The following is a 26,647-nucleotide window of genomic DNA, read 5'->3' on the forward strand; positions in this document are numbered from 1 at the left end:
CGGCGCCCTGAAGGGTCCTGCACATGTCGCGATCGGCCTGGCAACATGTCCGTTTCGGCTGGAAGTATGGCCTGCTGGCCCTGGTGCTCGCGCTGTTCGGCGCGTCGGGTGCGCGGGCGCAGAGCGCGCCGGTGGAGATCGACGTGCAGGACGTGCCGCTGGCAGAGGCGCTTCGGAGCCTGGAGGCGCAGACCGGCATCCGGTTGATCTACGCACAGCGCGTGGTCGCGCGCCAGCGCAGCACCTGCCGCTACCGGGGCGAACGGGTAGAGGAGGCGCTGGCGTGTATTCTCCAGGGCACGAGCCTGCGGGCCCGCCGCATTCGGGATGGTCAGTACGTGCTGGTGGCCACGCGCTCGTCCCGGCGGAGCTGGGGACCTTCGACCGGGCTGCTCTCCGGCTTCGTGCTCGATGCACAGACCGGCGAGGTGCTGCCCGGAGCGCACATCTACCTGCCGGACCTCCGGCGCGGAGCTATTACGAACGCGGCCGGCTATTTCGCGCTGCCGGCGCTGGCCCGCGCCTTCTACCGGGTCCGCATTTCCTACCTGGGTTACGCGACGGTCGATACGGTGCTCTGGGCCGGCGGCGAGCCGCTGACGCTTCGACTCCGGCCGGTCACGCTGGGCATCGGCGTGGTGCGGATCGACGCCAGTCGGCTACCCCTGGAAGAGCAGGCGACGACGGCCGGGACGTTTGCGCTACCGGTCGGCTATCTGGAGCGCCTGCCGTCGTTTCCGGGCGAGCAGGACCTGTTTCAGGTGCTGCAGTGGCTGCCGGGCGTGCAGCGTTCGGGCGAGGTCAGCGGCGGATTGCTCGTGCAGGGCGGCGCGCCCGATCAGAACCTGTACCTGCTCGACGGCGCGCCGGTCTACCATCCCTGGCACGCCTTCAGCCTGATCTCGACATTCCAGACCGAGACCTTCAAGGGCGTTCGCTTCTATCAGGGCGCGTTTCCGGCCGGGCACGGGGGGCGGCTCAGCGCCGTGCTGGAAGCCGAGATGCGCGACGGCAACCTGGAGCATCCGCGCGCCCTGCTGGGGCTCAGTCCGCTCAGCGCCCGCTTCGTCGTCGAAAGCCCGATCACGTCCACCAGTTCGTTCATGCTTTCCGGACGGCGTTCCTATCTGGATCAGCTCATCGGGCGCGAGCATCCGGTCGAGGATGAAAGCGGCCGGCGCGATACGCTTCGGACTGGCTACTATTTTTATGATGTGAGCGCCAAGCTGGCCTATCGGCCCGGGGTGCGCCATCGGCTTTCGCTCAGTTACTACGAAGGCGGGGACGACCTGGACCTGCGGCTGCCGTTCGATTTCTCGCTGGATTTTTCGTCGTGGCTGCGGCCGGCCGATCTGTTTTTCGAAGTGGATCAGCGCTGGGGCAACCGGCTGCTCAGCCTGCGCTATCAGTACCTGCCCACGCGGCGGTTTTTCGTGAGCACGGTGGCCTACGTGTCGGGCTACCGGGCGCGGGAGGCCTTTTTTGTAAAACCCACCGGGAGCGCGGCCGTGGCTTCAGACTACACGGTGCGGCTGGAAGATGCAGGCGTCCGGGTGGAAGCCAGCCACTATGCCGCGCTGAAGCACGAAACGCAACTGGGTGTGCAACTCGTGCGCCGTACGTTTCGCAGCACGCTGGATGCGTGGGTGCAGCGGGCGCCCACGGCCGTCGATACGCTCGCGCAACAGAGTCACCAACAGGCGTTCGAGGCGGCGCTGTATGTGCAGCACGTGTGGCGTCCCACCACGCGCTGGGAAGGGCAAGTGGGGCTCCGGGTCAGTCGTTTCGATGCCTTGCCGGTGGAACTGGAGCCCCGGCTGTCCATGCGCTACAGTCTGAGTCCGGATCAGGTGGTGCTGCGTGTGAGCGTGGGGCGGTACGTGCAGTACCTGCACCAGTTGCGCGACCGATTCTCCTACCTTTACGATGTCGTTTCAACGCGCTGGATACCGGCCGGGCCCGGCGTGCGGCCGGCCGTTGCCTGGCAGGGATCGACGGAGCTGGAAGCGCGGCCACATCCCTGGCTGACGGTGCGCACGCAGCTCTATTACCGCCGGTTGCATGCGACGCTGTTGCCCCGGGACGCGTATCAGACCAAGGACGGACTGGATGGACCGGGTATCGAGACCGGTGTGTTGCTGGGGCAGTACGTCCCGGCCCGGGCACGGGCTTACGGGATCGAGGCGCTGATGCGGGTGGACCGTGATCCCTGGCAGTTCTGGGTGAGCTACCGGGGCGGCCGCTCGCTGAACCGGGCACCGGCACTCGGAGAGCGGTCCGACCGACCGGCCCGCTTCGACGTACCGCGGGCGCTGAACGCTTTTGTGCGCTACACCCGGCCCCGCTGGGAGGTGATGCTGGCCGGGGAGTTTCGCAGCGGCTACCCGACCACCGTGCCCGTGGCACGTTACGAACTGGGCGATCCGCTCGAGCCCGAGCCGATCGTCTATCTCTACCGGCCGGACATCAACAATGGACGCCTGCCGCCCTACTGGCGGGTCGATGCGCGTGTGGCCTATCGCTTTGGCTGGCTGGGGGCGCGCTGGCAGGTGGAATTGTACGTGTACAACCTGCTCAACCACCGCAACGTGATTGACCGGCGCTACGAGCCGACGTCCACAGGCGTGCGCATTATCGACCGGCGGGGCGTTCCGCTGCTTCCGTTGCTGGAACTGCAGATGGAGTTATGAGAAGGCGCGTTGGGCTGCTATTGCTGGCAATAGGACTGGTGGGCTGCGATACCGTGGTGCCCGGTTCGGAGCCCGTCCTGGTGGTGGAGGCGTTTCTGCAGACCGATGCGCCGCCACCGACGATCCGCCTGCGCCAGACCGGTCCGCTGGCCGGCCCCTATGACCCGAACGGCGCGCAGGCAGTCACGGATGCAACGGTAACGCTCTTTCTTGACACCCTGATCGTTCCCTACCGGGCCGATCCGGCTGCCCCTGGCTATTACCGTCCGGAGCGCAGCGATCTGCTGCTGCCACCGGAAGCAACGTTCACGCTGGAAATTACGTGGCGCGGTCGCCTGATCCTGGCACGCGATGCACTTCCACCGCCGATCCGGATCGACAGCGTACAGGTGTCGTTTCCGGACGCGCCCGTGCCGGCCGTGCTGCTCGACTCGCTGGTGCTCAACGACTCGCTGGCCATCGGCGCCCGCCAGGGGTATCTGTACCCCGTGGAGGTGACGCTCTGGTGGCGGTCTCCAGACGATCCGGACAGCACCTACTGGGTGCGGCCGCACCTGCAACCGGCCGTGCCGTTTTCGTCGGTGGTGGTAGACCTGTTTCTGCGGACCGAGCAGGTGCTGCTGGAACTACAGAGTCCGACGGACGGCAACGGACGGCGACGCTGGACCGGCGTCTATGCCGTACCGGTCGATTCGGCCCGGGCCCCGCTGCCCGCGCACACCTTACGGGTGGCGTTGCTGCGAAGCGGACGGGCTTATGCCCGGTTCGCCGCCACGCGCGAGTTTCCGGAACGCCGGGAGCCCGTCTCCAACGTCGACGGAGGGCTGGGCATCGTGGCCGGTATTGCGCTGGATTCGCTTCGACTGACGATAAACCCATGAGCCGCGCACGCACCTCGAAGGCCCCCGAACCGCCCGTGTTTCGAGAAGGGGTTGTAACCCGTCTTGAGCCGCAGACGTACGATCCGGAGCGCGTGTCGATTTTCATCGACGGGGCGTTCTGGATGGGGGTGCATCGCGACGTGCTGCGCGAGCATCCGGTGGAAGAAGGACAGATGCTGCCGCTGGCCGTGCAGCAGGCGCTCTATCGGGCCGAGCTGGTCCGGAAGGCACAATCGGTGGCGTTGCGTTATCTGGAACACCGGCCGCGCACGGTGCAGGAAGTGCGGCGACGGCTGGAACGGGCCGGTTTCCCGGTGGAGGTGATCGATCAGATGGTGGCCCGACTGGAAGCGCTGGGCTATCTGGACGATCGGGCCTACGCGCGGGCCTATGTGCAGGGGCGGCTGGCCGGGCGCGGCTACGGACCGCGGCGCCTGCAGGCCGAGTTGCGCCGACGTGGCGTGCCCCCGGACGTGGTGGAGGCGACACTGGACGCGGCGCTGGCCGAGACCGATCCGCTGGAGATCGCCCGTCCGCTGGCCCGGCGACGCTGGAAATTGCTCTGCCAGAACGAGCCCGATCGCAGAAAGCGCCGACAAAAACTGATCGCTTTTTTGCAACGACGGGGCTTTTCTTCCGAAATTGCCTACACGCTTCTGCGCGAACTGGACTGACCGATGCTGCGACTGGAACCGGAAACGCCTCTCGAACAGGCAGCGCCCGTCTCGGCCTGGCAATTCCTTACCCGGCACTGGGCGGGCCGGCTGTTGATCGGCCTGGTATTGCTGGGCGGCTTGATCTGGGTGGTCGGTTATTTTACCAACCTGGTGGTCTATCTGGTCGTCGGGTTGTTGCTGGCCTATCTGTTGCGGCCGATGGTGGATCGCGTTCAGCAACTGGGGCTGGGACGTGTCCCCGCGATTCTGCTGACGATGTCGCTGCTGGCCGGACTGATCAGCCTGGTTTTTACCTCGCTGGTGCCTTTTCTGGCGCGTCAGCTGGCCGAACTGTCGCGGCTGATTTCGCTCGAATCGCTGCAGGGAGCCGTGACGCAATTCGAGCGATGGCTGATGCGCTTTTTCCCCATCCAGCCGGGCACGCTGATGGAAACGTTGCGTCAGGGTTTCGAAACATTGATCCGAGAGCGGCAACTGGCCAGCACGATCGGCTCGATGCTGGATCTGTTTGCCAATCTGTTCTATGCGGTGCTCGTCATTCCATTCGTGACGTTTTTCGCGCTCAAGGACGGTACGCGGCTGCGGCGCTCGTTGCTTCGGCTGGTTCCCAATCGCTACTTCGAGCTGACGCTGGCCGTGCTGGATAAACTGGGGGCGAACGTGGGCCGCTATTTCCGGGCGCTTATGCTGCAGAGCCTGTCGGTCGCCACGCTGGCCAGCGTGCTGCTGGCCCTGGTAGGACTGCGCTTTGCCGTGGCCGTGGGACTTTTTACCGGCATTGCCAACACGATCCCATATTTTGGCCCGCTGATGGGTTTTCTGGCGGGCACGCTGGTGAGTATCGCCCAGACCGGGGATTTTTCCATGGTGCCGGAGGTGCTCGTTGCAATGGGACTAACCCAGATTGCAGATAACGTGCTGTTTCAGCCGCTGATATTTTCGCGGGCGGCGCGGGCGCATCCGCTCATCATCCTGTTTGCCGTGCTGGTGGGGGCGCAGCTGGCCGGCATCGTGGGCATGTTGCTGGCCATCCCCATGCTGACCATCGTCCGGGTGGCAATCGAACAGGTTCGCTGGGGGGTGCGCAACTATCGTATTTTGAACGCATCGGCCCGATGAGCAGCCGTCGTTTTGCAACGTCAGATCTGGTGCTGGCGCTGGCCGGGATGATCGGGCTGGTGCTGGGCCTGTGGCTGTTGCCGCGTCAGCATCCCGACGTGGCCCTGCAGCATATGCGGTCGGCCGAGGTCGCCCGGCATCGGGCCGCTGCTTTTCTGGCGCAGCGGGGCTACCAGGTCGACACGACGCACGCGCTCGTGGTGCTGCGGCGCGCGCCCGAGTTGTTGCGTCGCTGGCAGACGCGATGGGGGCGGCCGGAACTGGTGCGACGCCTGGAGGACTTGTCCTGGCTGCCGGTTTACCGATGGGTGGTGTACCGGTCTTCCGACGAGATGAACGGCCAGCGCTGGCAGGTGGTGCTGGCCGGAGACGGAACGATCTGGGGCTTTCGCGGACCGGAGACGCCGGGTGAAGATCCGGCCGCCCGGGCGGCCGTCGGGATTGCCGCCGAGGCTTTCGATCCACTGGCATCGTGGGGGAAGCTGTCCGGCGCGCCGGATTCGTCGGAAACACCGGAGCGGCCCGGTCCGGCGGCAGCCGTCGCGCTGGCCCGCTATCACCTGCAGCATGCGATCGGTTCGGTGCTGCCGCTGCGGCCGGACTCGGTCGGGCTGCTGGCGACGAGCAGCCCGCAGCAGGCAGTGGTGCGCTTTCGGGGCCTGTCCCCCACGGGCGACTCGGTGACGGTGCAGGTGGTGGTGGCCGCCAGCGGGCAGTTGCGCACGCTGGAAGCGACGTGGAGGACGTTGCACCTGCCGGAGCCCTCGCCGCTCGAAGAAGGACCGCCGCGGCGGGGCGAGCGCGGATTCACAGTGCACGAAGTGCAGGATCTGCTGTCCGTGCTCCTTTTTGCGGTGCTGGGCATCTGGTTGCTGACCGTGTTTCTGCGGCGGTTGCATCGTCGGATGCTCGACACCCAGGGGCCGCTGCGGGACGCCGTGCTGGGCGGGTTGGTCTTTGCCGTGGCGACGCTGGGTGGTGCATTGCCCGGGATGCTACAGGTGCCGGACCTCTGGTTGCGCCTGCTGATCCTGTTGATGTCGACGCTGGTCGTGGGCGTTTTCGGGGCGGCCAGCGTCTTTCTGCTGGCCGGTACGTCCGATGCGCTGGCGCGGGATCGCTGGCCGGAGAAACTGGCCGTGCTGACGCTGTTGCGCAACGGACAGGTGCGCAACGTGGTGGTAGGGGCTTCGCTGCTACGGGGCCTGGCACTGGGCGGGCTGCTGCTGGGCGTGACGGTCGGGTTGCTCGGACTCTGGCCGCGGGCGGCCCTGCGGCTGGATGCGGGTGCATGGACCGTCCCGTGGCCCGGCATGCAGGCGGCCGTGTGGCTGGGCTTTGCCGTGTGGGTGGGCATGCTGCTGGTCTATTTGCTGCTGGCCGTGATGGCCCGGCTGCCCTGGCGCGATGGCGGGCGGGTGGTGGGCGCGCTGACCCTGCTGCTGTTGCTGGCTGGCGTCAGCGCGATCGATCTGGAGCAGCTCGGCTTCGAGTTGATCGTGCACGCACTCTGGAGCGTGGTGCTGGCATGGGCCTGCTGGCGCTACGAGCCGGCGTGCAGCGGAATAGGAGCCATGACCGCCTGGGCGCTGTGGCGAAGTGCCTCGGGCTGGATGGCGCCGGACGGGCCGTTCGGGCCGGACGGATGGATCGTGCTGGCCATGGTGGGGACCGGGCTGGTGATCGGCTTTGTGGGCATTCGAAGCCGGCGCTCTGCAGCGGAGTTGCCCCGCTACGTACCCGCCTACCTGCAGGAACTGGCCCGACAGGAACGCCTGGAGCGGGAGCTGGAAATCGCCCGTCAGGCGCAGGCTTCCCTGCTGCCCCGCTCGCTTCCCGAGGTCCCGGGCGTCGCGATGGCGGCCCTCTGCCAACCGGCCTACGAGGTGGGCGGCGACTATTACGATGTCTTCGCGTTGCCGGACGGGCGACTGGCCGTCGTCGTGGGCGATGTGAGCGGCAAAGGCATTCAGGCCGCCTTCTTCATGACGCTGATCAAAGGCCACGTGCGGGCGCTCAGCCTCTCGACGCGCGATCCAGCCGACGTGCTGCGCCATCTGAACCGACTCTTCCGGGAGCAGGCGCCCCGCGGCCTTTTCGTGACCATGATCTACGGGGTGCTGGATCCCACGACCCGCACGTTCACGCTGGCGCGAGCCGGCCATCCGCCGGTGCTGCACTACCGGGCCTGCACGCAGCAGGTGCAGTGCCTGCGACCTCCGGCAATGGGCATCGGACTGGCCGACGCCGAGCTGTTCGACAGGGCGCTGGAAAACTGTGTGTTTCGTCTGGAAGCGGGCGACCGCGTGCTGCTCTACACGGACGGCATCACCGAGATGGCGGGGCCTGCGGGAGAGCGCTGGGGACTCGAGCGCCTGCAACAGTGGTTGCGCGAAAGCAGCGGGCATGGATACGCACCGGAACAGGCCCTGGCGGTGCTGGAGGAGCAGGTGCGCGCGTTTGCCGGTACGACCGAACTGGCCGACGACCTGACGGCCATTCTGCTGGAAGTAAAACAGTCCGGGTATGCGAACTGAAGCGTCTTTGCAGGCGGCGCTGGACTGGCTGCGGCCGAAGCTCCGGGAAGCGCCCGAAGTCGCCTTGATTCTGGGGTCCGGGCTGGGTGCGCTGGCCGAAGCGGTGAGCGAGGCCGTCGAGGTGCCGGTCCGGGAAATCCCGGGCTACCCGGCACCGACCGTCTCGGGGCATGCCGGACGTCTGGTCTTCGGCCGGCTGGAAGGGTGCCGCGTCGTGGTGCTCCAGGGACGGTTGCACTGCTACGAGGGCTATCCGCCGCAGACTGTTACGTTGCCGGTGCGGCTGGTCCATGCGCTGGGAGCGCAACGTCTGATCGTGACCAATGCGGCCGGTGGACTTAATCCGCATTTTCGGCCCGGTACGCTCATGTTTATCGTCGATCACATCAACGCCGCCTTCCGCAATCCGCTGGTGGGCCGGCTCGCCGATCGGTGGCCGCTGATGCGTGGGATGCCGGACATGAGCCGGGCCTACGACCCAGACTGGCTGGCCGAGGCCGAAGCCGTGGCGCTGCGCCTGGGCATTCCCACGCAGCGGGGCGTCTATCTCTGGACGCTGGGACCCAGCTACGAGACGAAGGCCGAGATCCGCATGTACCGCCGCATGGGGGCCGATGCCGTCGGCATGAGCACGGTCCCCGAGGTGCTGCAGGCACGCCAGCTGGGCATGAAGGTGCTGGGCATCTCCACGATCACCAACATGGCGGCCGGGCTCCATGCGGGTCCCCTCACGCACGAAGAGGTGCTGCAGGTGGGACTCCAGGTGCGCGATCGGCTGGAGCGACTGATCCGAGGCATTCTTTATCAACAATCTGCGAAGAAATTTTAGAATCGACGGGCCTGTAAACAAAAAATCAGACGGGGCATTGAGTTTTCGAGGATTTCTTTGCATATTTAAGGCCGATCGGCTTTTCCGGCCACCGGAAAAGCCGGTTCTGAGAAGTATGTATGTCCGTGAAGCAGCGAAGGGACGTTCATGAGCTACGAACCACACACCGACTACGGGTACCAGGGAGCGCACTCGGACGGGTACAACATGCAGGATCGGCGCGCTCCGCGGGAGGACCGGCATTACCGGGAAGAGGTGTACTCCAAGCGCGTACCGGCCGGTAAGCGCACCTACTTCTTCGATGTGAAGCCGACACGCTCCGGTGACGACTACTTCATCACGATCACCGAGAGCAAGCGCATCGACGATCATCACTACGAAAAGCACAAAATCTTCCTGTACAAGGAGGATTTCGGCAAGTTCATTGCCGCTATTCACGAAGTGGTGCAGCATATTCGTGAGGAATATCTGCCCGACTACGACTTCAAGGATCTGCCCGAACTGCCGCTGGCACCGCGGCGTTCGCAGGATGATGAAGTGGCCGATTGAGATAACAACATACGAAAAGATATAGAGGCAAAAAGCCGGCAACGCCGGCTTTTTGTTTTTCGGTTCTTGTTGAAGAAAGCGTCATGGAACTGCTTCCCATCGTTTCCTACGAGCAGCGCGCCGAGCGACTGGCGGCGCTCTGGACGCGCGGCGGCACGTTCGATCCGGAAGTGGAGCGGGCCGTGCAGGAGATCCTGCAGCAGGTGCAACAGCAGGGCGACGCCGCGCTGCTGGCGCTGACCGAACGGTTCGACGGGGTGCGTCCGCCCTCGCTCCGGGTGCCGGAAGCGGAGCTGGCGGCGGCCTACGAGACCATGGACCCCGAGCTGAAGGCCATCATTGCCGAAGCGGTCGACAACATCCGGCGCTTCCACGAGCACCAGCGGCGCACCTCGTGGTTCGTCGAGGACGGCGACGGCGTGGTGCTGGGCCAGCGCATCGTGCCGCTGGAGCGGGTGGGACTCTACGTGCCGGGCGGCCGCGCATTCTACCCGTCCAGCCTGCTGATGAACGCGATTCCGGCCCAGGTGGCCGGCGTGCCGGAGCTACATCTGGTGTCGCCGCCGGGGCCTTCCGGATGGCCGCATCCGCTGGTGCTGGCCACGGCCCACTTTCTGGGCATTCGGCATGTGTACGCCGTGGGCGGGGCGCAGGCCGTGGCGGCGCTGGCCTTCGGAACGGAGACGATTCCGCGCGTGGACAAGATCGTGGGGCCGGGGAACGCCTACGTGGCGCTGGCCAAGAAAATGGTTTTCGGCCGGGTGGACATCGATGCCGTGGCCGGTCCCAGTGAAATCGTGGTGCTGGCCGACGACACGGCCGATCCAGAATTCGTGGCGGCCGACCTGCTCTCGCAGGCCGAGCACGACGAGCGGGCTTCGGCCGTGCTGGTTACACCTCACGCGCTGCTGGCCGAGGCGGTCCGGGCGCGCGTGCAACGCATGGTGGCCGAAGCGCCCCGTCGCACCATTCTGGAGGCGTCGCTGGCGCGCTACGGCGCCTGCATCGTGACGCCATCGATGACCGAGGCGTACGCGGTGGTCAACGAACTGGCGCCCGAGCACCTGGAACTGATCGTGCGGGACCCCTGGGCGGCGTTGCCGCACATCCGCCATGCAGGGGCCATCTTTCTGGGGCCGTTTTCGACGGAGCCGGTGGGCGACTACTTCGCCGGACCCAACCATGTGCTGCCCACCGGGGGCACGGCCCGCTACGCCTCGGCGCTGAGTGTGGACGACTTCGTGCGGAGCCAGTCGATCATCGCCTACACGGCCGAGCGGCTGCGCCGGACCGGTCCGCGTATCATGCGCTTCGCCGAGGCCGAGGCGCTGCCCGCGCACGCCCAGGCGGTGGCCGTCCGGCTGGCCCGCCTGGCGGAACAAGCGCCGGACTCCGCCGTGCGTTCGTCTGCCTGAAACGAAACCGACTGCGATGATACCTGTGGCCGATACGCTGGAGCAGGCCCTGGCGGCCATCCGGCCTGCCGTACGCCAGGGCAAACCGTACCTGGTGGGAACGCCGCCCGAGGCGCCCGTCAAACTGAACCAGAACGAAAACCCCTGGGATTTGCCCGAGCCGCTCAAGCGCGAGCTGCTGGAGGCGTTCTTCGCGCTGCCGTTCAATCGCTATCCGGCCGAACACCCGGAACGGTTGCGCCGGGCGCTGGCTGAGTACCTGGACTGGACCCCGGAGGGCATCGTCGTGGGCAACGGCTCGAACGAGCTGGCTTTCACGGTGGGACTGGCCGTGATCGAGGAGGGGACGCCCGTGGTGCTGCCCCGGCCCATGTTTTCGCTCTACGAGATGATCGTGCGGCTACACGGCGGCCGCATCCATGCCGTGGCACCGCACCCGGATCTGCACTTCGACGTCGAAGGATTGCTGGAGGCCATGCGCCGGCACCGGCCGGCGCTGGTGGTCCTGACCACGCCGAACAACCCGACGGGGCTGGCTATGGCGCCGGAGGACGTCGAGGCGGTGGTGGCGGCGGCGCCCGGTCTGGTGCTGATCGACGAGGCCTACGTGGAGTTTGCCGACGGGGTGGGGGCCCGGCCGCTGCTGGACCGCTACCCGCACGTGTTGCTGCTGCGGACGTTCTCGAAAGCCTTCGGGCTGGCCGGGTTACGGCTGGGCTATCTGGTGGGCCACCCGGACGTGGTCCGCGAACTCTACAAGGCACGCATTCCCTTCATGGTGGATCGGCTGGCCGAAACGGTGGCGCTCACGCTGCTCCGGCATCTGGATCTGGTGCAACAGCGCGTGGCCGAGATCAAGGCCGGCGTGCAGTGGCTCTATCGGGAACTGGCGGCGTTGCCGGACGTCGCGCCGGTGCCCTCGCAGGCCAATTTTGTAATCTTTCGGACACCGCTGGAACCCGACGTGCTGCTCGCTCGTCTGGCGAAAGACGGGATCCTGATCCGCAACATGAGCGGCTACCCCGAGCTGCGCGGGTATGTGCGGGTAAACGCAGGGCGACCCGAGGAGAACCGGGCTTTTATGGTCGCGTTGAAGAAGGCGCTCGCCGGCGACGAGACCCCGTAAGCCAGGTCGCGCAGCCGGAGGCCTGATCCAGAGGTTGTTTAACCGTTTGCGCGTGCGCGATGGAATTGATTCAGGTTGATATTGTCGGGCTTTCGACCAGTCCTACCAGTGGGGGCGCGTATGCGCTGGTCCTGGGCGAAATCCAGGGAAATCGTCGGTTGCCCATCATCATCGGTGCGTTCGAGGCGCAGGCCATTGCCCTGGAATTGGAAAAGATCCAGCCGCCGCGTCCGATGACGCACGACCTGTTGCGCGACCTGTTCGAGGCCGTCGGTGCCGAGGTGCTCAGCGTGGTGATCGACGAGCTGCGCGACGGCACGTTCTACGCCAAGATTCGCTTCGTGCACAACGGCCGGGAGCGGCAACTGGATGCGCGTCCGAGCGATGCGGTGGCGCTGGCCGTGCGGGTGGATGCGCCGATCTTCGTGGCGCCGGCTGTGATGGAAGAGGCCGGCATCCCCACCGAAGAGGGAGCAGGACTTTCGGTCGGGAGCGAAGCACGTCCGGAAGAGGAAGAACCCGAACCGCCCATGTCGCGCCTGGAGCGCCTGCAGCGCATGCTGGAGAAGGCCATCGAGGAGGAGGATTACGAACGGGCCGCTCAGCTGCGCGACGAGATCGCCCGCCTGAAAAAAGAACAGGGCCAGAACTGATACGCTCGCCCGTGTTGCTGCTACATAGAAGCGAAGCTTTCCGGTCCCTGCCGTGAAGCTTCGCTTTTTGTGTTTCTACCTGACCGAAACCGCATGCCCATGGAAGCCAACCTGCAGGTTCTGCCGCACGAGCGCGTGCCGCTGACCGCCCTGCGGGATTTTTCCACGCTGTTCGTAACCTACGCCACCGAGTACGAGCCGCTGGCGGCGTTTTATGCCGGCGATTACCGCGATCCGGCCGTGCGCCGCGAACGGGCCGTCCGGGCGGCCGCCCACCCACGCGATCGGGCGACGCTGGTCAAGGTGCTTGAGGAGCAGAACGAACGCTGGGGTCTGGATGCCGCCACGCAGAAGCACATCGAGGCGCTGCGTGATCCGGAAAGCGTGGCGCTTGTGACCGGTCAGCAGGTAGGGCTGCTGGGCGGGCCGCTTTTCACGCTCTACAAGGCGCTCACGGTGGGCAAACTGGCCCGCCAGCTGACCGACGAACTGGACCGCCCCGTGGTGCCCGTCTTCTGGCTGGCCGGCGAAGACCACGATTACGAGGAGGTCGCGTCCGTCACGGTGCTGCAGGGAGCCGAACCGGTGACGCTCCGGCTGGAGCGGCCTGATCCGAATTATGCGGGACCGGTGGGGCGACTGGCCCTGCCAGAAACGATTCGGACGCTGCTGGATGAACTGGCCGATCTATTGCCGCCTACGGAATTTCAGGAGCCGCTGCTGGCGTTGCTGCAGGAGACCTATCGGCCCGGCGTCTCGTTTCAGGATGCGTTTGCCCGACTGCTTAAACGGCTGGTGCCCGAGGACGTCGGCCTGGTGCTAATCGACCCGGACGATGCCCGCCTGAAGGCACTGGCCCGCCCGCTTTTTGAGCGGGAGCTGACCGACTGGGAGACCGCGCACGCCCGGCTCGAAGCGGTGAGTCGGGAGCTGGCGGCCCGCTATCATGTGCAGGTGCAGACCCGGCCGCTTAACCTGTTTCTGCTGGAAGGTCATCGGCGCATTCCGCTGGACGCCGAACCGGACGGATTCCACCTGCGGGGCGAAGGCCCCGTGCTTTCGCAGACCGAAGCGCTGCAGCTGCTGCAGGAGGCGCCCGAACGCTTCAGTCCGAACGCCCTGCTGCGGCCGCTCTACCAGGACTGGCTGCTGCCCACGCTCGCCTACGTGGCGGGACCGGCCGAGATTGCCTACTGGGCTCAGCTCAAACCCCTGTATGAATGGGCCGGGCTGCCGATGCCGCTCGTCTATCCGCGGGCGCTGATGTTGCTGGTGGAACCCCGGATCGCCCGCTGGCTGGAACGTTATCATTTGCGCCCCGAAGCCCTGCAGGAAGAACCGGACCGGCTGTTTCACCGCCTGGTGAAGGAGCAACTCGACGGCGAGCTGGAGGCTGCCTTCGAGGAGGCCCGGCGGCAACTCCGCGAGCTGGGCGTCCGGCTGCGGCCGCTCGTCGAACGCGTGGATCCGTCGCTGGGACCGGCTACCGAGGCCTGGGCCACCGGGCTGGAGCATGAGCTGGATCGCTTCTGGGCCCGTGTGCTGAAGGCCGGCAAACGCCGCGAAGAAACGCTCCGAAACCAGCTCGTGCGGGCACGGAACAGCCTGTTTCCCAACGGTGTGTTGCAGGAGCGCGTGCTCTCGCCCGTGTATTTTCTGAACAAATACGGGCCGGAGCTACCGCGCCGACTGCAACAGGTGCTCTCGACCGACACGTCAGCGCTGCAGGTGGTATATCTGCAATGATGGTAGGAGGAAAAGACGGACGGGCATTGTTCAGTCCTTTGGTGGAACAGGCCATCGAACTGGCCGCCCGCTGGCACGACGGAACCTACCGCAAAAGCCAGTGGCGGCCGCCGCTGATGCCTTCGCCGGACCCTGACGATCTGGTGCCCGTGCCGGTCATGGCCCATCTGACGACCGTGGCGCTGCTGGTGGACCGGGCCGGCTGGGACGACGTGACCGTGGCGGCCGCTTTTCTGCACGACGCCCTCGAAGACACGAACCGCCACGGCCAGCAGCTTCGCTATGAAGTCCTGCGCGAGCGCATGGGCGAAGCGGTGGCCCGACTGGTGCGCGATGTAACCGAACAGAAATACGACGAACAGGGACGGCGTCGGAGCTGGGAGGAGCGTAAGGCCGATTACCTGGCCCATCTGCGCACGGCCACGCCGGCCGCCGTCGCCATCAGTCTGGCCGACAAGCTGCACAACCTGTGGACGATCAACCAGAGCCTGCAGGTCGGCGTCGACGTGTTCGCCGACGGTCCCGGTCGGCGGGCGCTCAGTGCCGGACCCGAAGCCCAGTTGCGCTTCCACCGGGCTTTGCTGGAGCTGGCCGCCGGGCACGACGACCCCCGCCTGGAGCCGCTGCGCACGCGTCTGACCCACGAAGTCGAACGCTTCGCCCGCCGGGTGGCTTCCGGGCGCGGGTAGCCAGGAGCGCTGGCTTTTGATCGCTTTCCCGAGCAGGTCCTTCTGCACATTTTTCCGACAAACAATCTCTCGATTCGCGGCGTATATTGCCCCTGCTTTTGAAAAAATGGCGCAAGCGAGCACGGACTATGGCCGGGTATCCTTTCAAAGAGATCGAAAAGAAGTGGCAACGTTACTGGGACGAGCATAAAACCTTCCGGACGGCCGGTCCCAAGGAGCCGGGCTTCGATCCGAACAAGCCCAAGTACTACGTGCTCGACATGTTTCCCTATCCCAGCGGGGCCGGGCTGCACGTAGGGCACCCCGAGGGCTACACGGCCACCGACATCCTGGCCCGCTACCGGCGCATGAAGGGCTACAACGTGCTCCACCCGATGGGGTGGGACGCCTTCGGGTTGCCGGCCGAGCAGTACGCGATTGAGACGAACACGCATCCGCGCATCACCACCGAACGCAACATTGCCCGCTTCCGGGCCCAGCTCAAAAGCCTGGGCTTTTCGTACGACTGGGACCGCGAGATCAACACGACCGATCCGCGCTACTATAAGTGGACTCAGTGGATCTTTCTGCAACTCTACAAGATGGGGCTGGCCTATGAGGCCGAAGTGCCCGTCAACTGGTGTCCGGCGCTCGGGACCGTGCTGGCCAACGAGGAGGTGATCGACGGTAAGTCGGAGCGTGGCGGCTATCCCGTTTATCGCCGGCCCATGCGCCAGTGGATGCTGCGCATCACGGCCTACGCCGACCGGCTGCTTGAAGACCTGGAGCTGCTCGACTGGCCCGAGAGCATCAAGGAAATGCAGCGCAACTGGATCGGGCGGTCGGAAGGTGCCGAGATCGAGTTTCCCGTGGTGGGGCTGGATGCCCGCATCCGCGTGTTCACGACCCGGCCTGATACGCTCTTCGGTGCCACCTACATGGTGCTGGCGCCCGAGCATCCGCTGGTGGACCAGATCACGACGCCGGAGCACCGGGCCGAAGTGGAAGCCTATCGGCGCCAGGCCCAGCAGAAGTCGGATCTGGAGCGCACCGAACTGGCTCGCGAGAAAACCGGCGTCTTCACCGGCGGCTATGCCATCAACCCGGCCACCGGCCAGCAGATTCCCATCTGGATTGCCGATTACGTGCTCGGCCACTACGGCACGGGCGCCATCATGGCCGTGCCCGGCCACGACCAGCGCGACTGGGAGTTCGCCCGCAAGCACAACCTGCCGATCGTCGAGGTTGTGCAGGGCGGCAACCTGGAGGAAGGCGCCTACGAGGGCGACGGCCCGCACGTCAACTCGGCCAACGACGAGGTCTCGCTCAACGGCCTGCACAACGAGGAGGCCAAGCGCGTGATCGTCGAATGGCTCGAGCGCAAAGGGCTGGGCAAGCGCTCCGTCCAGTACCGGCTGCGCGACTGGCTCTTCAGCCGCCAGCGCTACTGGGGCGAGCCGTTCCCGATCGTGCACGAAGTGGACGAAGAAGGGCGCCGTACCGGCCGCACCTATCCGCTGGACGAGTCGGAGTTGCCCGTCGAACTGCCCGACCTGGAGGATTTCCGGCCGCAGCCGGCCCCCGATCCCGATGCCGAGCCCCAGCCGCCGCTGGCCCGCGCCGTCGACTGGGTGCGCGTCAGGGGCTGGGTGACGCCCGAGGGGACCGTCCGGCTGCTCAAGCCCGGCGTGGAGCCACCGCCCGGCGTCGAGATCAAAAACTTCCATCGCGAAACGAACACGATGCCCCAGTGGGCGGGCTCCTGCTGGTACTATCTGCGCTACATCGACCCGCACAACGACGAGCGTTTCGTCGATCCGGAGAAGGAGCGCTACTGGATGCCCGTCGATCTCTACGTGGGCGGGGCCGAGCACGCCGTGCTGCATCTGCTCTATGCCCGTTTCTGGCACAAAGTGCTCTACGATCTGGGGCTGGTCTCCACGCCCGAGCCCTTCATGAAGCTGGTCAACCAGGGGCTGATTCTGGGCGAGATGGAGTACACGGCCTTCCGCGATGCCGAGGGACGCTGGGTGTCGGCTGAGTTTGTGGACGACGGCATCGACGTGCGCACCGGCCAGAAGCTGGAAGCCGTCAAGCTCAAAGAGGATGAAGTCGAAAAGCAGGGCGACTTCTTCGTGCTCAAGGCGCATCCCGAGATCCGTGTGGAGGCCCGCGCCTACAAGATGAGCAAGAGTCGGGGCAACGTGGTCAACCCCGACGACGTGGTCGAGCAGTACGGCGCCGACTCGCTCCGGCTCTACGAGATGTTCATGGGGCCGCTGGAGCAGGTCAAGCCCTGGAGCACGCGCGGCGTCGAGGGCGTCCACCGCTTCCTGAACCGGGTCTGGCGCCTTTACGTGAACGACGCGGATGGCTCACTGCGCGTGACCGACGCCGAACCGACGCGGGAGCAGCTCCGCGTGCTGCACCGGACGCTGCGCCGGGTGACGGACGACATCGAGGCGATGCGCTTCAACACGGCCATCGCCGCCATGATGGAGTTCGTCAACGAGGCCAACCGCTGGGATACGTTCCCGCGGGCGGTGGCCGAGCCGTTCGTGCTCATGCTCAGCCCGTTTGCCCCGCACATCGCCGAAGAGCTCTGGGAGCGCCTGGGCCACACGGAGTCGCTGGCCTACGAACCGTGGCCGGAGGTGAACGAGGAGTACCTGAAGGTGGACGAGGTCGAGATCGCCGTGCAGGTGAACGGCAAGGTGCGGGCGACCGTCCGAATCCCGGCCGAGGCCGACCAGGAGACGGCGCTGGCCATCGCCCGCCAGCATGAAAACGTGGCCCGCTACATCGACGGCAAACCGATCCGGCGGGCCATCTACGTGCCGGGCCGCATCATCAACTTCGTGGTGGGCTAACCGGCGGTGCGCTCATGGAAGATCGGCGTGTGGTGCTCATCGAAGATGCCGAGCCCGGCCGGCCGCTCGACGTGCTGGCGCTGGCGGCGCATCCCGACGACGTGGAGCTGTGCGCGGGCGGCACGGTCTGCCTGCTCGCCCGCCAGGGCTACCGGGTGGGCATTGTGGACTTCACGCGGGGCGAGCTGGGCTCGCGCGGCACACCGGAAGGCCGTCTGGAGGAGGCCACCGAGGCCGGCCGCATTATCGGGCTGGCCGTACGCGAAAACCTGGGCCTGCCCGACGGACGCCTGGAGGACTCCTGGGAGCAGCGGCTGGCCGTCGTGCAGGCCGTCCGGCGCTACCGCCCCCACATCGTGCTGATCAACGCGCCGGAGTGCCGCCATCCCGATCACGGCGCGGCCGCTCGCCTGGCCGCTTCGGCGCTGTTCATGGCCGGGCTGCGTCGCATCGAGACCTTCGAGCCCGATGGCACTCCCCAGGAGCCCTGGCGCCCGCACCACGTGCTCCACTACATGCAGGCCGTGCCCTTCGAGCCCACCTTCGTGGTGGATGTCACCGAGGTCTGGGAGCAACGCATCGAGGCCCTGCTCGCCTTTCGCTCCCAGTTCTACAATCCCGAATACGAGCCGGCCGAGGACGAGCCGGAGACGTTCGTTTCCAATCCCGAGTTTTTCCGGTGGATCGAGGCGCGCGCCCGGAGCTACGGCTACATGATCGGCGCCACCTACGGCGAGCCCTTTCTGTACCGACACGGACCGGTGGGCGTCAGAGACCTGATGGCCGTGTTGCGTCACGAAAAACCGTACCGTTAACGGGCCGGAACGCCGGGCTCTCTTCGTGAAATCTCCGTGATTCGGGAGACGAAGCCCCTTCTTCGAGGTTTGCTCGGCGCCCGTCGCGCCAGCGAGGCGGTTTCGTTGACACCTGTGCGGCGGGCAGCCTATATTGATCTACTGCGTGGCGTATTTTATAGCAAACGAAACCCGTTGCACCGATGGCGGACACGAGCGATTTCCGAAACGGACTGGTCCTTGTCTGGAAAGGCGATCTCTGGCAGATCGTCGAATTTCTCCATGTGAAGCCCGGCAAAGGCGGGGCCTTCGTGCGCACGAAGCTGAAGAACGTGCGGACCGGACAGGTGGTGGACAACACCTTCCGGGCGGGCGAGCGCGTCGAGACGGCCCGCATCGAGCGCCGGCCGCACCAGTTCCTGTACGAGGACGAGCTGGGGCTGCACTTCATGAACCTGGAGACCTACGAGCAGATTACGATTTCGCCTGATCTGGTGCCCCGGCGGGGATTCCTGAAGGAGGGCGGTGAGGCCGACGTGCTCGTGCATGCCGAAACGGAGACGCCCATCACCGTCGAGATTCCCAAACATGTGGAGCTGCGCGTGGTCGAGACCGAGCCCGGCGTGCGGGGCGACACGGCCACGGGTGGCTCGAAGCCGGCCAAACTGGAAAGCGGGGCGGTCATTCAGGTGCCGCTCTTTATCAACGAGGGCGACGTGGTGCGCGTGAACACCGAGACGGGCGAATACATCACGCGCGTGGCCACGGCCGAGGCCGGGTGATCCTCCCCCAACCATCCCAGCCCTACCATGGACCTGGAACGCATCCGCGAACTGCTGAAAATCGTCGCCGAAAGCGGCGTGGCGGAGGTGGAGATCGAGGAAGAGGACTTCAAACTGGTCATTCGCAAAAATGCGCCCACGATCGTGATGCAGTCGGCGCCCGTGCCGGCCTACGCCATGCCCTACGGCATGCCCCAGATGATGCCGACGCCGGCCCCAGCGCCCGTGCCGGCCGCTCAGCCGGTGGCTGCGCCGGCCGGAGTGGGATCCAACCCGGGCTCGGCGGCTGAAGCTCCTGCGGCGCAGACCGACCAGAGCGCCGATGGAGCCCCGGCGGCCGTCAAAGAGAAGGAAAAAACCTACATTGTGCGGGCGCCGATCGTGGGCACCTTCTACCGCGCGCCGGCCCCCGATGCGGATCCGTTTGTCGAGGTGGGCGACCGCGTCAAACCCGGCGACGTGCTCTGCATCATTGAGGCGATGAAGCTCATGAACGAGATCGAAAGCGAGGTGGCCGGCGTGGTCAAAGAAATCCTGGTTGAAAACGCCCAGCCGGTGGAGTACGACCAGCCCCTCTTCGTCATCGCCCTCGACTGAGCCAGCCGTGTTTCGCAAAGTACTGATCGCCAACCGGGGAGAGATCGCGCTGCGGGTGATCCGCACCTGCCGCGAACTGGGCATCAAGACCGTCGTGGTCTACTCGACGGCCGACCGCGACTCGCTCCCCGTGCGCTTTGCCGACGAGGCGGTCTGCATCGGACCACCGCCTTCCTCCGAAAGCTACCTGCGCATCGACCGCATCATCGCGGCCGCCGAAGTGACCGGCGCCGACGCCATCCATCCGGGCTACGGTTTCCTGTCGGAAAACGCCGACTTCAGTGCCATCTGTGCCGACAACGGATTGAAATTCATCGGCCCCTCGCCCGAAGCCATCCGGCTCATGGGCGACAAAAGCCTGGCCAAAGAGACGATGCGGAAGGCCGGGGTGCCCGTGGTGCCCGGCTCCGACGGGGTGATCGAGAACGTGAAGGAAGGGCTGCGCGTGGCGGCCGAGATCGGCTATCCCGTCATGATCAAAGCGGCGGCCGGAGGCGGCGGACGCGGGATGCGCGTGGTGCAGCGCGAGGAAGACTTCGAGCGCCAGTTCAATGCGGCGCGCCGCGAGGCCGAGGCGGCCTTCGGACGGCCCGACGTCTATCTGGAGAAGTTCATCGTCCAGCCCCGCCACGTGGAGATTCAGGTGCTGGGCGACGGCAAAGGGAACGTCATTCACCTGGGCGAGCGCGAATGCTCCATCCAGCGGCGCCACCAGAAGCTGCTGGAGGAAGCCCCTTCGCCCATCATGGATGAAGACCTGCGGCGACGCATGGGTGAGGCGGCCGTGCGCGGCGCCCAGGCCGTCAACTACGAAGGGGCCGGCACGATCGAATTTCTGGTCGATGCCAACCGTAACTTCTACTTCATGGAGATGAACACCCGCATTCAGGTCGAGCACCCCGTCACCGAGGAGGTGACGGGCTTCGACCTGATCGAACAGCAGTTGCGGATCGCGATGGGCGAGCCGCTGCCGCCCCAGGAGGCCGTCCGGATCGAGGGACACGCCATTGAGTGCCGCATCAACGCGGAGGATCCGTTCAAGAACTTCAGCCCCTCGCCGGGCAAGATCACCGTGTTTCATCCGCCGGGTGGGCCGGGTGTGCGGCTCGACACGCACGTGTACGCGGGCTACATGATCCCGCCCTACTACGATTCGATGATCGCCAAGCTGATCGTGCGGGCACCCACGCGCCAGCAGGCCATCCGCCGCATGCTGCGGGCGCTCGAGGAGTTTGTCATCGAAGGGGTACGCACGACCATCCCCTTCCATCGCCAGCTGCTGGAACATCCCGACTTTCAGGCGGGGCGGTTCGACACGCGCTTTCTGGAAACAACTTTTCGCCTGGAACCCGAGCCAACCTCCTGACGAACCAGAAACCCAACGACGCCATGGAATTCCCCAGCGAATTACGTTACACGAAAGAGCACGAGTGGCTGCGGCTGGAAGCCGACGGTAAGGAAGCCACGGTCGGCATCACGGACTTCGCCCAGCGGGAGCTGGGCGACATTGTTTACGTCGAGCTGCAGCCCGTGGGGACCGAACTGGCCAAAGATGAGGTGTTCGGGACGGTCGAGGCGGTCAAGACCGTCTCGGAGCTGTTCATGCCGGTTTCGGGCACCATCATCGCCGTCAACGAGGCGCTCCAGGATCATCCGGAGCTGGTCAACCAGTCGCCCTACGGCGAGGGCTGGATGATCCGCATTGCGGTGAAGGATCCTTCGGAGGTGGAGACGCTGCTGACGGCCGAGGAGTACGCGGCCATGGTGGGGTGAGCAGGAAGGGAAACGAGCGGCAATGCACGAAAAGATCGTCATTCTCGACTTCGGCTCGCAGTACACGCAATTGATCGCCCGGCGCGTGCGGGAGGCGGGGGTCTACTCGGAGATCTACCCCTGCACGCTTACGCCGGACGAAGTGGCGGCGCTGCGTCCGAAGGGGTTGATCCTTTCGGGCGGGCCCTGCTCGGTCTACGATCCGGGCGCGCCGCAACTGCCCCGCGAGATGCTGGAGCTGCGGCGCGAAGACGGCTCGCCGATGCCCGTGCTGGGCATCTGCTACGGGCTGCAGGCGATGGCCCAGACGCTGGGCGGGGCCGTCGAGCGGGCTGATCGGCGTGAGTTCGGGCGGGCCCATCTGGAGATCGACGACGACTCGGATCTGTTCGCCGGGGTGCCTTCGGGGACCACGGTCTGGATGAGCCACGGCGACCACCTGACGCGCCTGCCCGAGGGCTTCGAGGTCATCGCCCATACGGAAAACGCGCCGATCGCGGCCGTGCGGGCCGTCGATCGCCCCCTCTACGGCGTGCAGTTTCACCCCGAGGTGGTGCACACCGACTACGGGCGCCAGATCCTGCAGAACTTCGCGCTGCGGATCTGCGGCTGTCGGGGCGACTGGACGCCGGCCTCGTTCATCGAAGAAAAGATCGCCGAGGTGCGCGAGCGGGTAGGCGACGAGCACGTAATTCTGGGCCTCTCGGGCGGCGTCGATTCGTCCGTGGCGGCCGTGCTGCTGCACCGGGCGCTGGGCGACCGGCTCACCTGCATCTTTGTGGACAACGGCCTGCTTCGCAAGGGCGAGGCCGAGCAGGTGGTGGCCACGTTCCGGGATCACTTCCACATCCGGCTGAAGGCCGTCGATGCCGGAGCGCTGTTTCTCTCGCGCCTGGAAGGCGTGGTCGATCCCGAGCAGAAGCGCAAGATCATCGGCGCCACGTTCATCGAGGTTTTCGAGCAGGCCACGGAAGAGCTGACGCGCGAGCTGGGGCGCCGTCCGCGCTTTCTGGCCCAGGGCACGCTCTACCCCGACGTGATTGAAAGCGTGTCGTTCCGGGGGCCTTCGGCCACGATCAAAACGCACCACAACGTGGGTGGCCTGCCCGAAAAACTCAATTTTGAGATCATCGAGCCGTTTCGGGAGCTTTTCAAAGACGAAGTGCGGGCCATCGGCCGTTTACTGCAGGTGCCCGAGGTGATCCTGCACCGCCATCCGTTCCCCGGACCGGGTCTGGCCGTCCGGGTGATCGGTCCGGTGACGAAGGAACGGCTGGACCTGCTGCGCGAGGCCGACGCGATTTTCATCGAAGAGCTGCAGCGGCACGGCCTCTATGACCAGGTATGGCAGGCCTTTGCCGTGCTGCTGCCCGTGCAGACGGTGGGCGTGATGGGCGACGAGCGCACCTATGAGTACGTGTGCGCGCTGCGGGCCGTGACCAGCGTCGATGGCATGACGGCCGACTGGGCCCGCCTGCCGCACGAATTCCTGGCGCACGTGTCCAACCGCATCGTCAACGAGGTGCGGGGCATCAACCGGGCCGTTTACGACATCAGCTCGAAGCCACCGGCCACGATCGAATGGGAATGAGCCGCCGCGGCATACAGGCGCTTCTGATCGGGTGGCTGCTGGGCCTGATGGGGCTCGGCGCGTGGGCTCAGCCGACCGAAATCCCGCGCATCGAAGCGGCCGAAACCGAATTCGGGCAGGCGCTGCAAGCCTTCGAGCGGGGCGACTACGGACTGGCCTACCGGCAATTCCGGCGGGTGATCGACGCCTATCCGGCGCATCGGCGCACGACGGCCGCCTGGATCATGGCCGCCAAGGCGCTCTATCGCATGGGGGAGTACGACCATGTGATCCGATGGGCCGACGAGTTCGTGGCACGGTACCCGACGAGTCGCTACCGCTCCGAGGCCGAACGACTCCGGCATCTGGCCGAAGCGGCCCTGCTGCGCCGCCGACAGGCGGCCCGTCTGATCACGCTGGGCATTTTGCTGCCCATGGACGCCGACAACGCACCGCTGACCCAGGCGCTGTTCGACGGGATCCGGCTGGCCGTCGCGGCGCACAATGCCGACAGCCTGGCCGCACCGGTGCGCATGGTGTTCCGGGATGCCGGAAACGATCCGGCCCGGGTGCAGGCGGCGCTGCGGGCGCTTCTCGATGAACAGCAGGCCGATCTGGTGATCGGTCCGCTCTACAGCGAGCAGGCACGGGCGGCCGCCGAGGTGGCCGAGCAGCGGGGCGTCGTGCTCGTGGCCCCGCTGGCGACCGACGAACGGGTTTCCGAAGCCCGCCGCTTTGTGTTTCAGGCCAACCCGACACTGACCGTGCGCGGCGAACTCATGGCCCGCATGGCCGTCTACGGGCTCCGGCTCGACAGCATCGGCGTGGTGGCCCAGTTCGGCGACCCGACCGCCGAGCGCATGGCCGAGGCGTTTCAGGCCGAAGCGCTCCGCCTGGGAGCCGCCGTCCCGTTCTACAAATTGCTGTCCGATGCGCAGGCCTGGGCACAACTGGTGCAGCACGTCGGGCGCGATACGCTGGCCCGGGTGCGGGCGCTTTACCTGCCGCTTTCAGGCGCGAACGCACCCCTGCTGGCCCGTGCGGCACTGAGCAGCCTGGATCGCTCCGGGCTCACACCGCGCGTGCTGGGCAATGCCGCCTGGCGCGACGTGCAGGCGGCCCTGCAGGCCAGCCGCTACCTGCTGACCTTCAGCAACGACTTCTACGTCGATACCAGTCGGGCCGAAGTGAAAGATTTTATCCGGCGCCATCAGGCCCTGGGCCGCACGGAGGCGCCCGACCGGCTGGTCTACACCGGCTACGATGTGACGCGCTTTCTGCTGACGCAGCTGCCGGATCGCGCGGCGCTGGTGGATCTGGCCGACCGCATCCGGACGGCCCCGTTTTACCAGGGACTGGGCATCCGGCTGCACTTCGACGGCGGCCAGGTCAATCGCGCCCTGTATTTCCATCGCTACCGTGACGGACGGCTTGAGCTGCTGCGCTGAGAGGAACAGGCCCTGCGGCGCTTCGTACCAGTCGCGGCATTTTAAAAACAGAAGCTTATGCTGAAAAGCTTTCGACAGATTGGAACCGGGTGGCTGCTGGTGATCGGCCTGCTGGTGGCCGGTTGTGCGGGAAGCGGGCGTCTGCGGCACAGCTCGCCGCAGGAGGCCTTCGAGCGCGCCATGGAATTCTATAACCAGGGGAAGTACGACCGCGCCATCGAGTACTTCAAGGCGGTCTTTACCTACGGGCGCACGCACGAATGGGCCGCCGACGCGCAGTTCTACCTGGCCCGTGCCTACTACCAGAACAAGGAGTACCTGCTGGCCGCCAGCGAGTACGAGCGCTTCATCCAGATCTACCAGATCGACCCCCGCGTGCCGCAGGCCGAGTACGAGCGGGCCATGTGCTACTACAAGCTCTCGCCGCCCTACGAACTGGACCAGACCGACACGCGCAAGGCCATCGAGGCTTTTCAGCTCTTCATCGACCGCTACCCCAATCACGAACTGGTCGACGACGCTACGCAGAAAATCCGCGAACTCCGCGCGAAGCTGGCCCGCAAGCAGTACGAGGCCGCCCGGCTGTACGAACGTCGTGAACTCTACGAAGCGGCCGCCGTCACCTACGAAGCGGTCTTCGACGCCTACCCCGACACCCCCTGGGCCGACGACGCGCTGGTCGGTGCCATGCGGGCCTACATCGCCTATGCCGAGCAGAGCGTGCGGGCTCGCCAGCCGGAGCGCTACCGGCGGGCCGTCGAACTCTACGAGCGCCTGCTCCAGATCTTCCCCGAAAGTCCGCTGCTGCGCACGGCCGAAGCGCTTTACACACAGGCCCGGCAGCGACTGACGGAGCTGGAAGGGGATGCTTCGCTGGCCCAGGGGCAACGCCAGAACTGACGCATGGCACGGCAGCGCGTCGGGCTCTTCGGCGGTTCGTTCAATCCCCCGCACCTGGCCCATCTGATCGTGGCCGAACAGGTGCGTGAGCAGGCCGGACTGGACCGGGTGCTCTGGGTGCCCTGTCACACACCGCCCCACAAGGACGAACAGGAGCTGGCCGCGCCGCGTCACCGACTGGCCATGGTGCGGCTGGCCGTCGAGGGTAATCCATTTTTTGAGGTCTCCGATATAGAAATTCGCCGGAGGGGCCGCTCCTACACGATCGACACGATCCGTGCGTTGCAGACGCAGCACCCTGACTGGGAACTGAGGCTGATCCTGGGCGAAGACAGCCTCCGCACCTTCCACACCTGGCGTGCTCCGGAAGAGATCGTCGCCCGCGTGCCGCTGGTCGTTTATCGCCGGCCCGATGCGCCCGACCATCCGGTCGATCCACGTTTTCTGGCCCGAACCACGTTCGTCGAGGCCCCGCTGCTGGAGATTTCGGCCACCGAGATCCGCCGGCGCTGTCGCGAGGGCCGTTCCATTCGCTATTTCGTACCCGAGCCGGTCCGACAATACATCATCGAACACCAACTCTACGGCGCTTCGGTGCGCTGAAAACGCATCTTCGGGTGCGCCGGAGGCGATATTTCGAAATATGAAAAATCCATTTTTTGGGCGCGTGCGTGCGGATTGTTCAGCTCTGAACGAAGAGGGGTTCGGCATGGTCACCCTGGCAGTAACATGGACGTCGTATGCCGAACACTCACCCCGGCTCCGTCGAACAGCTGCTGCAACGCGCCCTTGAACTCGGGCTCATCGATCGGTACGAGCGCCGCGGCGATCGCTTCTACCTCGAAGCCGCTTCCCTGCAGGTTGAACTGACCGAAACGCAGGCGTTGCGCTGGCTCGAAGCGGCTCTGGACGCCTTTCTACGCATGCAGGGAGGACTGCGCGAAGACTGATCGCGCGGGTGCCGAAGCCCGGGCGCATTGCCTTCGAGCAAGCACGGTCCTGCCGACGGCCGGACCATGAAAG

General features: G+C 66.0%; 23 protein-coding genes. All 23 read left to right on the plus strand.

Annotation, left to right across the window (positions count from 1 at the left end; genetic code table 11):
* The first annotated feature begins 23 nt into the window (after nt 1-23).
* The 23 genes from GYH26_RS03460 to GYH26_RS03570 all read left to right on the plus strand — a co-directional run bounded on the left by GYH26_RS03460 (nt 24) and on the right by GYH26_RS03570 (nt 26,574).
* Complete coding sequence (locus GYH26_RS03460) at nt 24-2,690, plus strand: TonB-dependent receptor (protein WP_161540504.1); 2,667 nt, start codon at nt 24-26, stop codon at nt 2,688-2,690.
* Nucleotides 2,687-3,571, plus strand: coding sequence for a DUF4249 family protein (locus GYH26_RS03465; protein ID WP_161540505.1), 885 nt, complete (start codon nt 2,687-2,689; stop codon nt 3,569-3,571). The genes GYH26_RS03460 and GYH26_RS03465 overlap by 4 nt, the downstream gene beginning before the upstream one ends.
* Entirely contained in the window at nt 3,568-4,245 is a 678-nt protein-coding gene (locus GYH26_RS03470) for a regulatory protein RecX (RefSeq protein WP_014067716.1), read from the plus strand. Before GYH26_RS03465 ends, GYH26_RS03470 begins: the two co-directional genes overlap by 4 nt.
* Before the next feature lie 3 nt (nt 4,246-4,248).
* Nucleotides 4,249-5,367, plus strand: a complete 1,119-nt coding sequence (locus GYH26_RS03475; protein WP_161540506.1) for an AI-2E family transporter — start codon at nt 4,249-4,251, stop codon at nt 5,365-5,367.
* A complete protein-coding gene (locus GYH26_RS15425) occupies nt 5,364-7,904 on the plus strand; it encodes a PP2C family protein-serine/threonine phosphatase (RefSeq protein WP_161540507.1) in 2,541 nt (846 codons plus the stop codon). The genes GYH26_RS03475 and GYH26_RS15425 overlap by 4 nt, the downstream gene beginning before the upstream one ends.
* Nucleotides 7,894-8,733, plus strand: coding sequence for a purine-nucleoside phosphorylase (locus GYH26_RS03485; RefSeq protein WP_161540508.1), 840 nt, complete (start codon nt 7,894-7,896; stop codon nt 8,731-8,733). Before GYH26_RS15425 ends, GYH26_RS03485 begins: the two co-directional genes overlap by 11 nt.
* Before the next feature lie 147 nt (nt 8,734-8,880).
* Nucleotides 8,881-9,282, plus strand: a complete 402-nt coding sequence (locus GYH26_RS03490; RefSeq protein ID WP_161540509.1) for a DUF3276 family protein — start codon at nt 8,881-8,883, stop codon at nt 9,280-9,282.
* An 83-nt stretch (nt 9,283-9,365) separates the two neighbouring features.
* On the plus strand, nt 9,366-10,697 hold the full coding sequence (gene hisD / locus GYH26_RS03495) for a histidinol dehydrogenase (protein ID WP_161540510.1): 1,332 nt from the start codon (nt 9,366-9,368) through the stop codon (nt 10,695-10,697).
* Between the two features lie 16 nt (nt 10,698-10,713).
* Complete coding sequence (hisC, locus tag GYH26_RS03500; RefSeq protein ID WP_161540511.1) at nt 10,714-11,823, plus strand: histidinol-phosphate transaminase; 1,110 nt, start codon at nt 10,714-10,716, stop codon at nt 11,821-11,823.
* A gap of 59 nt (nt 11,824-11,882) precedes the next feature.
* Nucleotides 11,883-12,476, plus strand: coding sequence for a bifunctional nuclease family protein (locus GYH26_RS03505; protein ID WP_161540512.1), 594 nt, complete (start codon nt 11,883-11,885; stop codon nt 12,474-12,476).
* A 99-nt stretch (nt 12,477-12,575) separates the two neighbouring features.
* Complete coding sequence (gene bshC, locus GYH26_RS03510) at nt 12,576-14,222, plus strand: bacillithiol biosynthesis cysteine-adding enzyme BshC (protein WP_242006576.1); 1,647 nt, start codon at nt 12,576-12,578, stop codon at nt 14,220-14,222.
* Nucleotides 14,219-14,911 carry an HD domain-containing protein gene (locus tag GYH26_RS03515; protein ID WP_161540514.1) on the plus strand — a complete coding sequence of 231 codons (693 nt, stop codon included), beginning with the start codon at nt 14,219-14,221 and terminating at the stop codon, nt 14,909-14,911. Before bshC ends, GYH26_RS03515 begins: the two co-directional genes overlap by 4 nt.
* A 128-nt stretch (nt 14,912-15,039) precedes the next feature.
* The gene (leuS, locus tag GYH26_RS03520; protein WP_161540515.1) at nt 15,040-17,760 is read left to right on the plus strand and encodes a leucine--tRNA ligase; all 2,721 of its coding nucleotides are present in this window, start codon (nt 15,040-15,042) and stop codon (nt 17,758-17,760) included.
* Nucleotides 17,761-17,774: 14 nt separating this feature from the next.
* Nucleotides 17,775-18,575, plus strand: a complete 801-nt coding sequence (gene bshB1, locus GYH26_RS03525) for a bacillithiol biosynthesis deacetylase BshB1 (protein WP_161540516.1) — start codon at nt 17,775-17,777, stop codon at nt 18,573-18,575.
* Between the two features lie 182 nt (nt 18,576-18,757).
* Entirely contained in the window at nt 18,758-19,336 is a 579-nt protein-coding gene (gene efp, locus GYH26_RS03530) for an elongation factor P (protein ID WP_012843183.1), read from the plus strand.
* A gap of 27 nt (nt 19,337-19,363) precedes the next feature.
* Complete coding sequence (gene accB / locus GYH26_RS03535; RefSeq protein ID WP_014067704.1) at nt 19,364-19,933, plus strand: acetyl-CoA carboxylase biotin carboxyl carrier protein; 570 nt, start codon at nt 19,364-19,366, stop codon at nt 19,931-19,933.
* A 7-nt stretch (nt 19,934-19,940) separates the two neighbouring features.
* Nucleotides 19,941-21,299 carry an acetyl-CoA carboxylase biotin carboxylase subunit gene (gene accC / locus GYH26_RS03540; protein ID WP_014067703.1) on the plus strand — a complete coding sequence of 453 codons (1,359 nt, stop codon included), beginning with the start codon at nt 19,941-19,943 and terminating at the stop codon, nt 21,297-21,299.
* 23 nt (nt 21,300-21,322) lie between these two features.
* Nucleotides 21,323-21,706 carry a glycine cleavage system protein GcvH gene (gcvH, locus tag GYH26_RS03545; RefSeq protein WP_014067702.1) on the plus strand — a complete coding sequence of 128 codons (384 nt, stop codon included), beginning with the start codon at nt 21,323-21,325 and terminating at the stop codon, nt 21,704-21,706.
* Nucleotides 21,707-21,728: 22 nt separating this feature from the next.
* Nucleotides 21,729-23,297: a glutamine-hydrolyzing GMP synthase gene (guaA, locus tag GYH26_RS03550; RefSeq protein WP_161540517.1), complete on the plus strand. Its 1,569-nt coding sequence runs from the start codon at nt 21,729-21,731 to the stop codon at nt 23,295-23,297.
* Entirely contained in the window at nt 23,294-24,724 is a 1,431-nt protein-coding gene (locus GYH26_RS03555; protein WP_161542358.1) for an ABC transporter substrate-binding protein, read from the plus strand. Before guaA ends, GYH26_RS03555 begins: the two co-directional genes overlap by 4 nt.
* A gap of 57 nt (nt 24,725-24,781) precedes the next feature.
* Nucleotides 24,782-25,624: an outer membrane protein assembly factor BamD gene (locus GYH26_RS03560; protein WP_161540518.1), complete on the plus strand. Its 843-nt coding sequence runs from the start codon at nt 24,782-24,784 to the stop codon at nt 25,622-25,624.
* Between the two features lie 3 nt (nt 25,625-25,627).
* Nucleotides 25,628-26,227, plus strand: a complete 600-nt coding sequence (nadD, locus tag GYH26_RS03565; protein WP_161540519.1) for a nicotinate (nicotinamide) nucleotide adenylyltransferase — start codon at nt 25,628-25,630, stop codon at nt 26,225-26,227.
* Nucleotides 26,228-26,364: 137 nt separating this feature from the next.
* Nucleotides 26,365-26,574: a hypothetical protein gene (locus GYH26_RS03570; RefSeq protein ID WP_014067697.1), complete on the plus strand. Its 210-nt coding sequence runs from the start codon at nt 26,365-26,367 to the stop codon at nt 26,572-26,574.
* The last annotated feature ends 73 nt before the right edge of the window (nt 26,575-26,647 follow it).

Origin of the sequence: Rhodothermus marinus, assembly GCF_009936275.1 — a bacterium.
Classification (GTDB): Bacteria; Bacteroidota; Rhodothermia; order Rhodothermales; family Rhodothermaceae; genus Rhodothermus; species Rhodothermus marinus_A.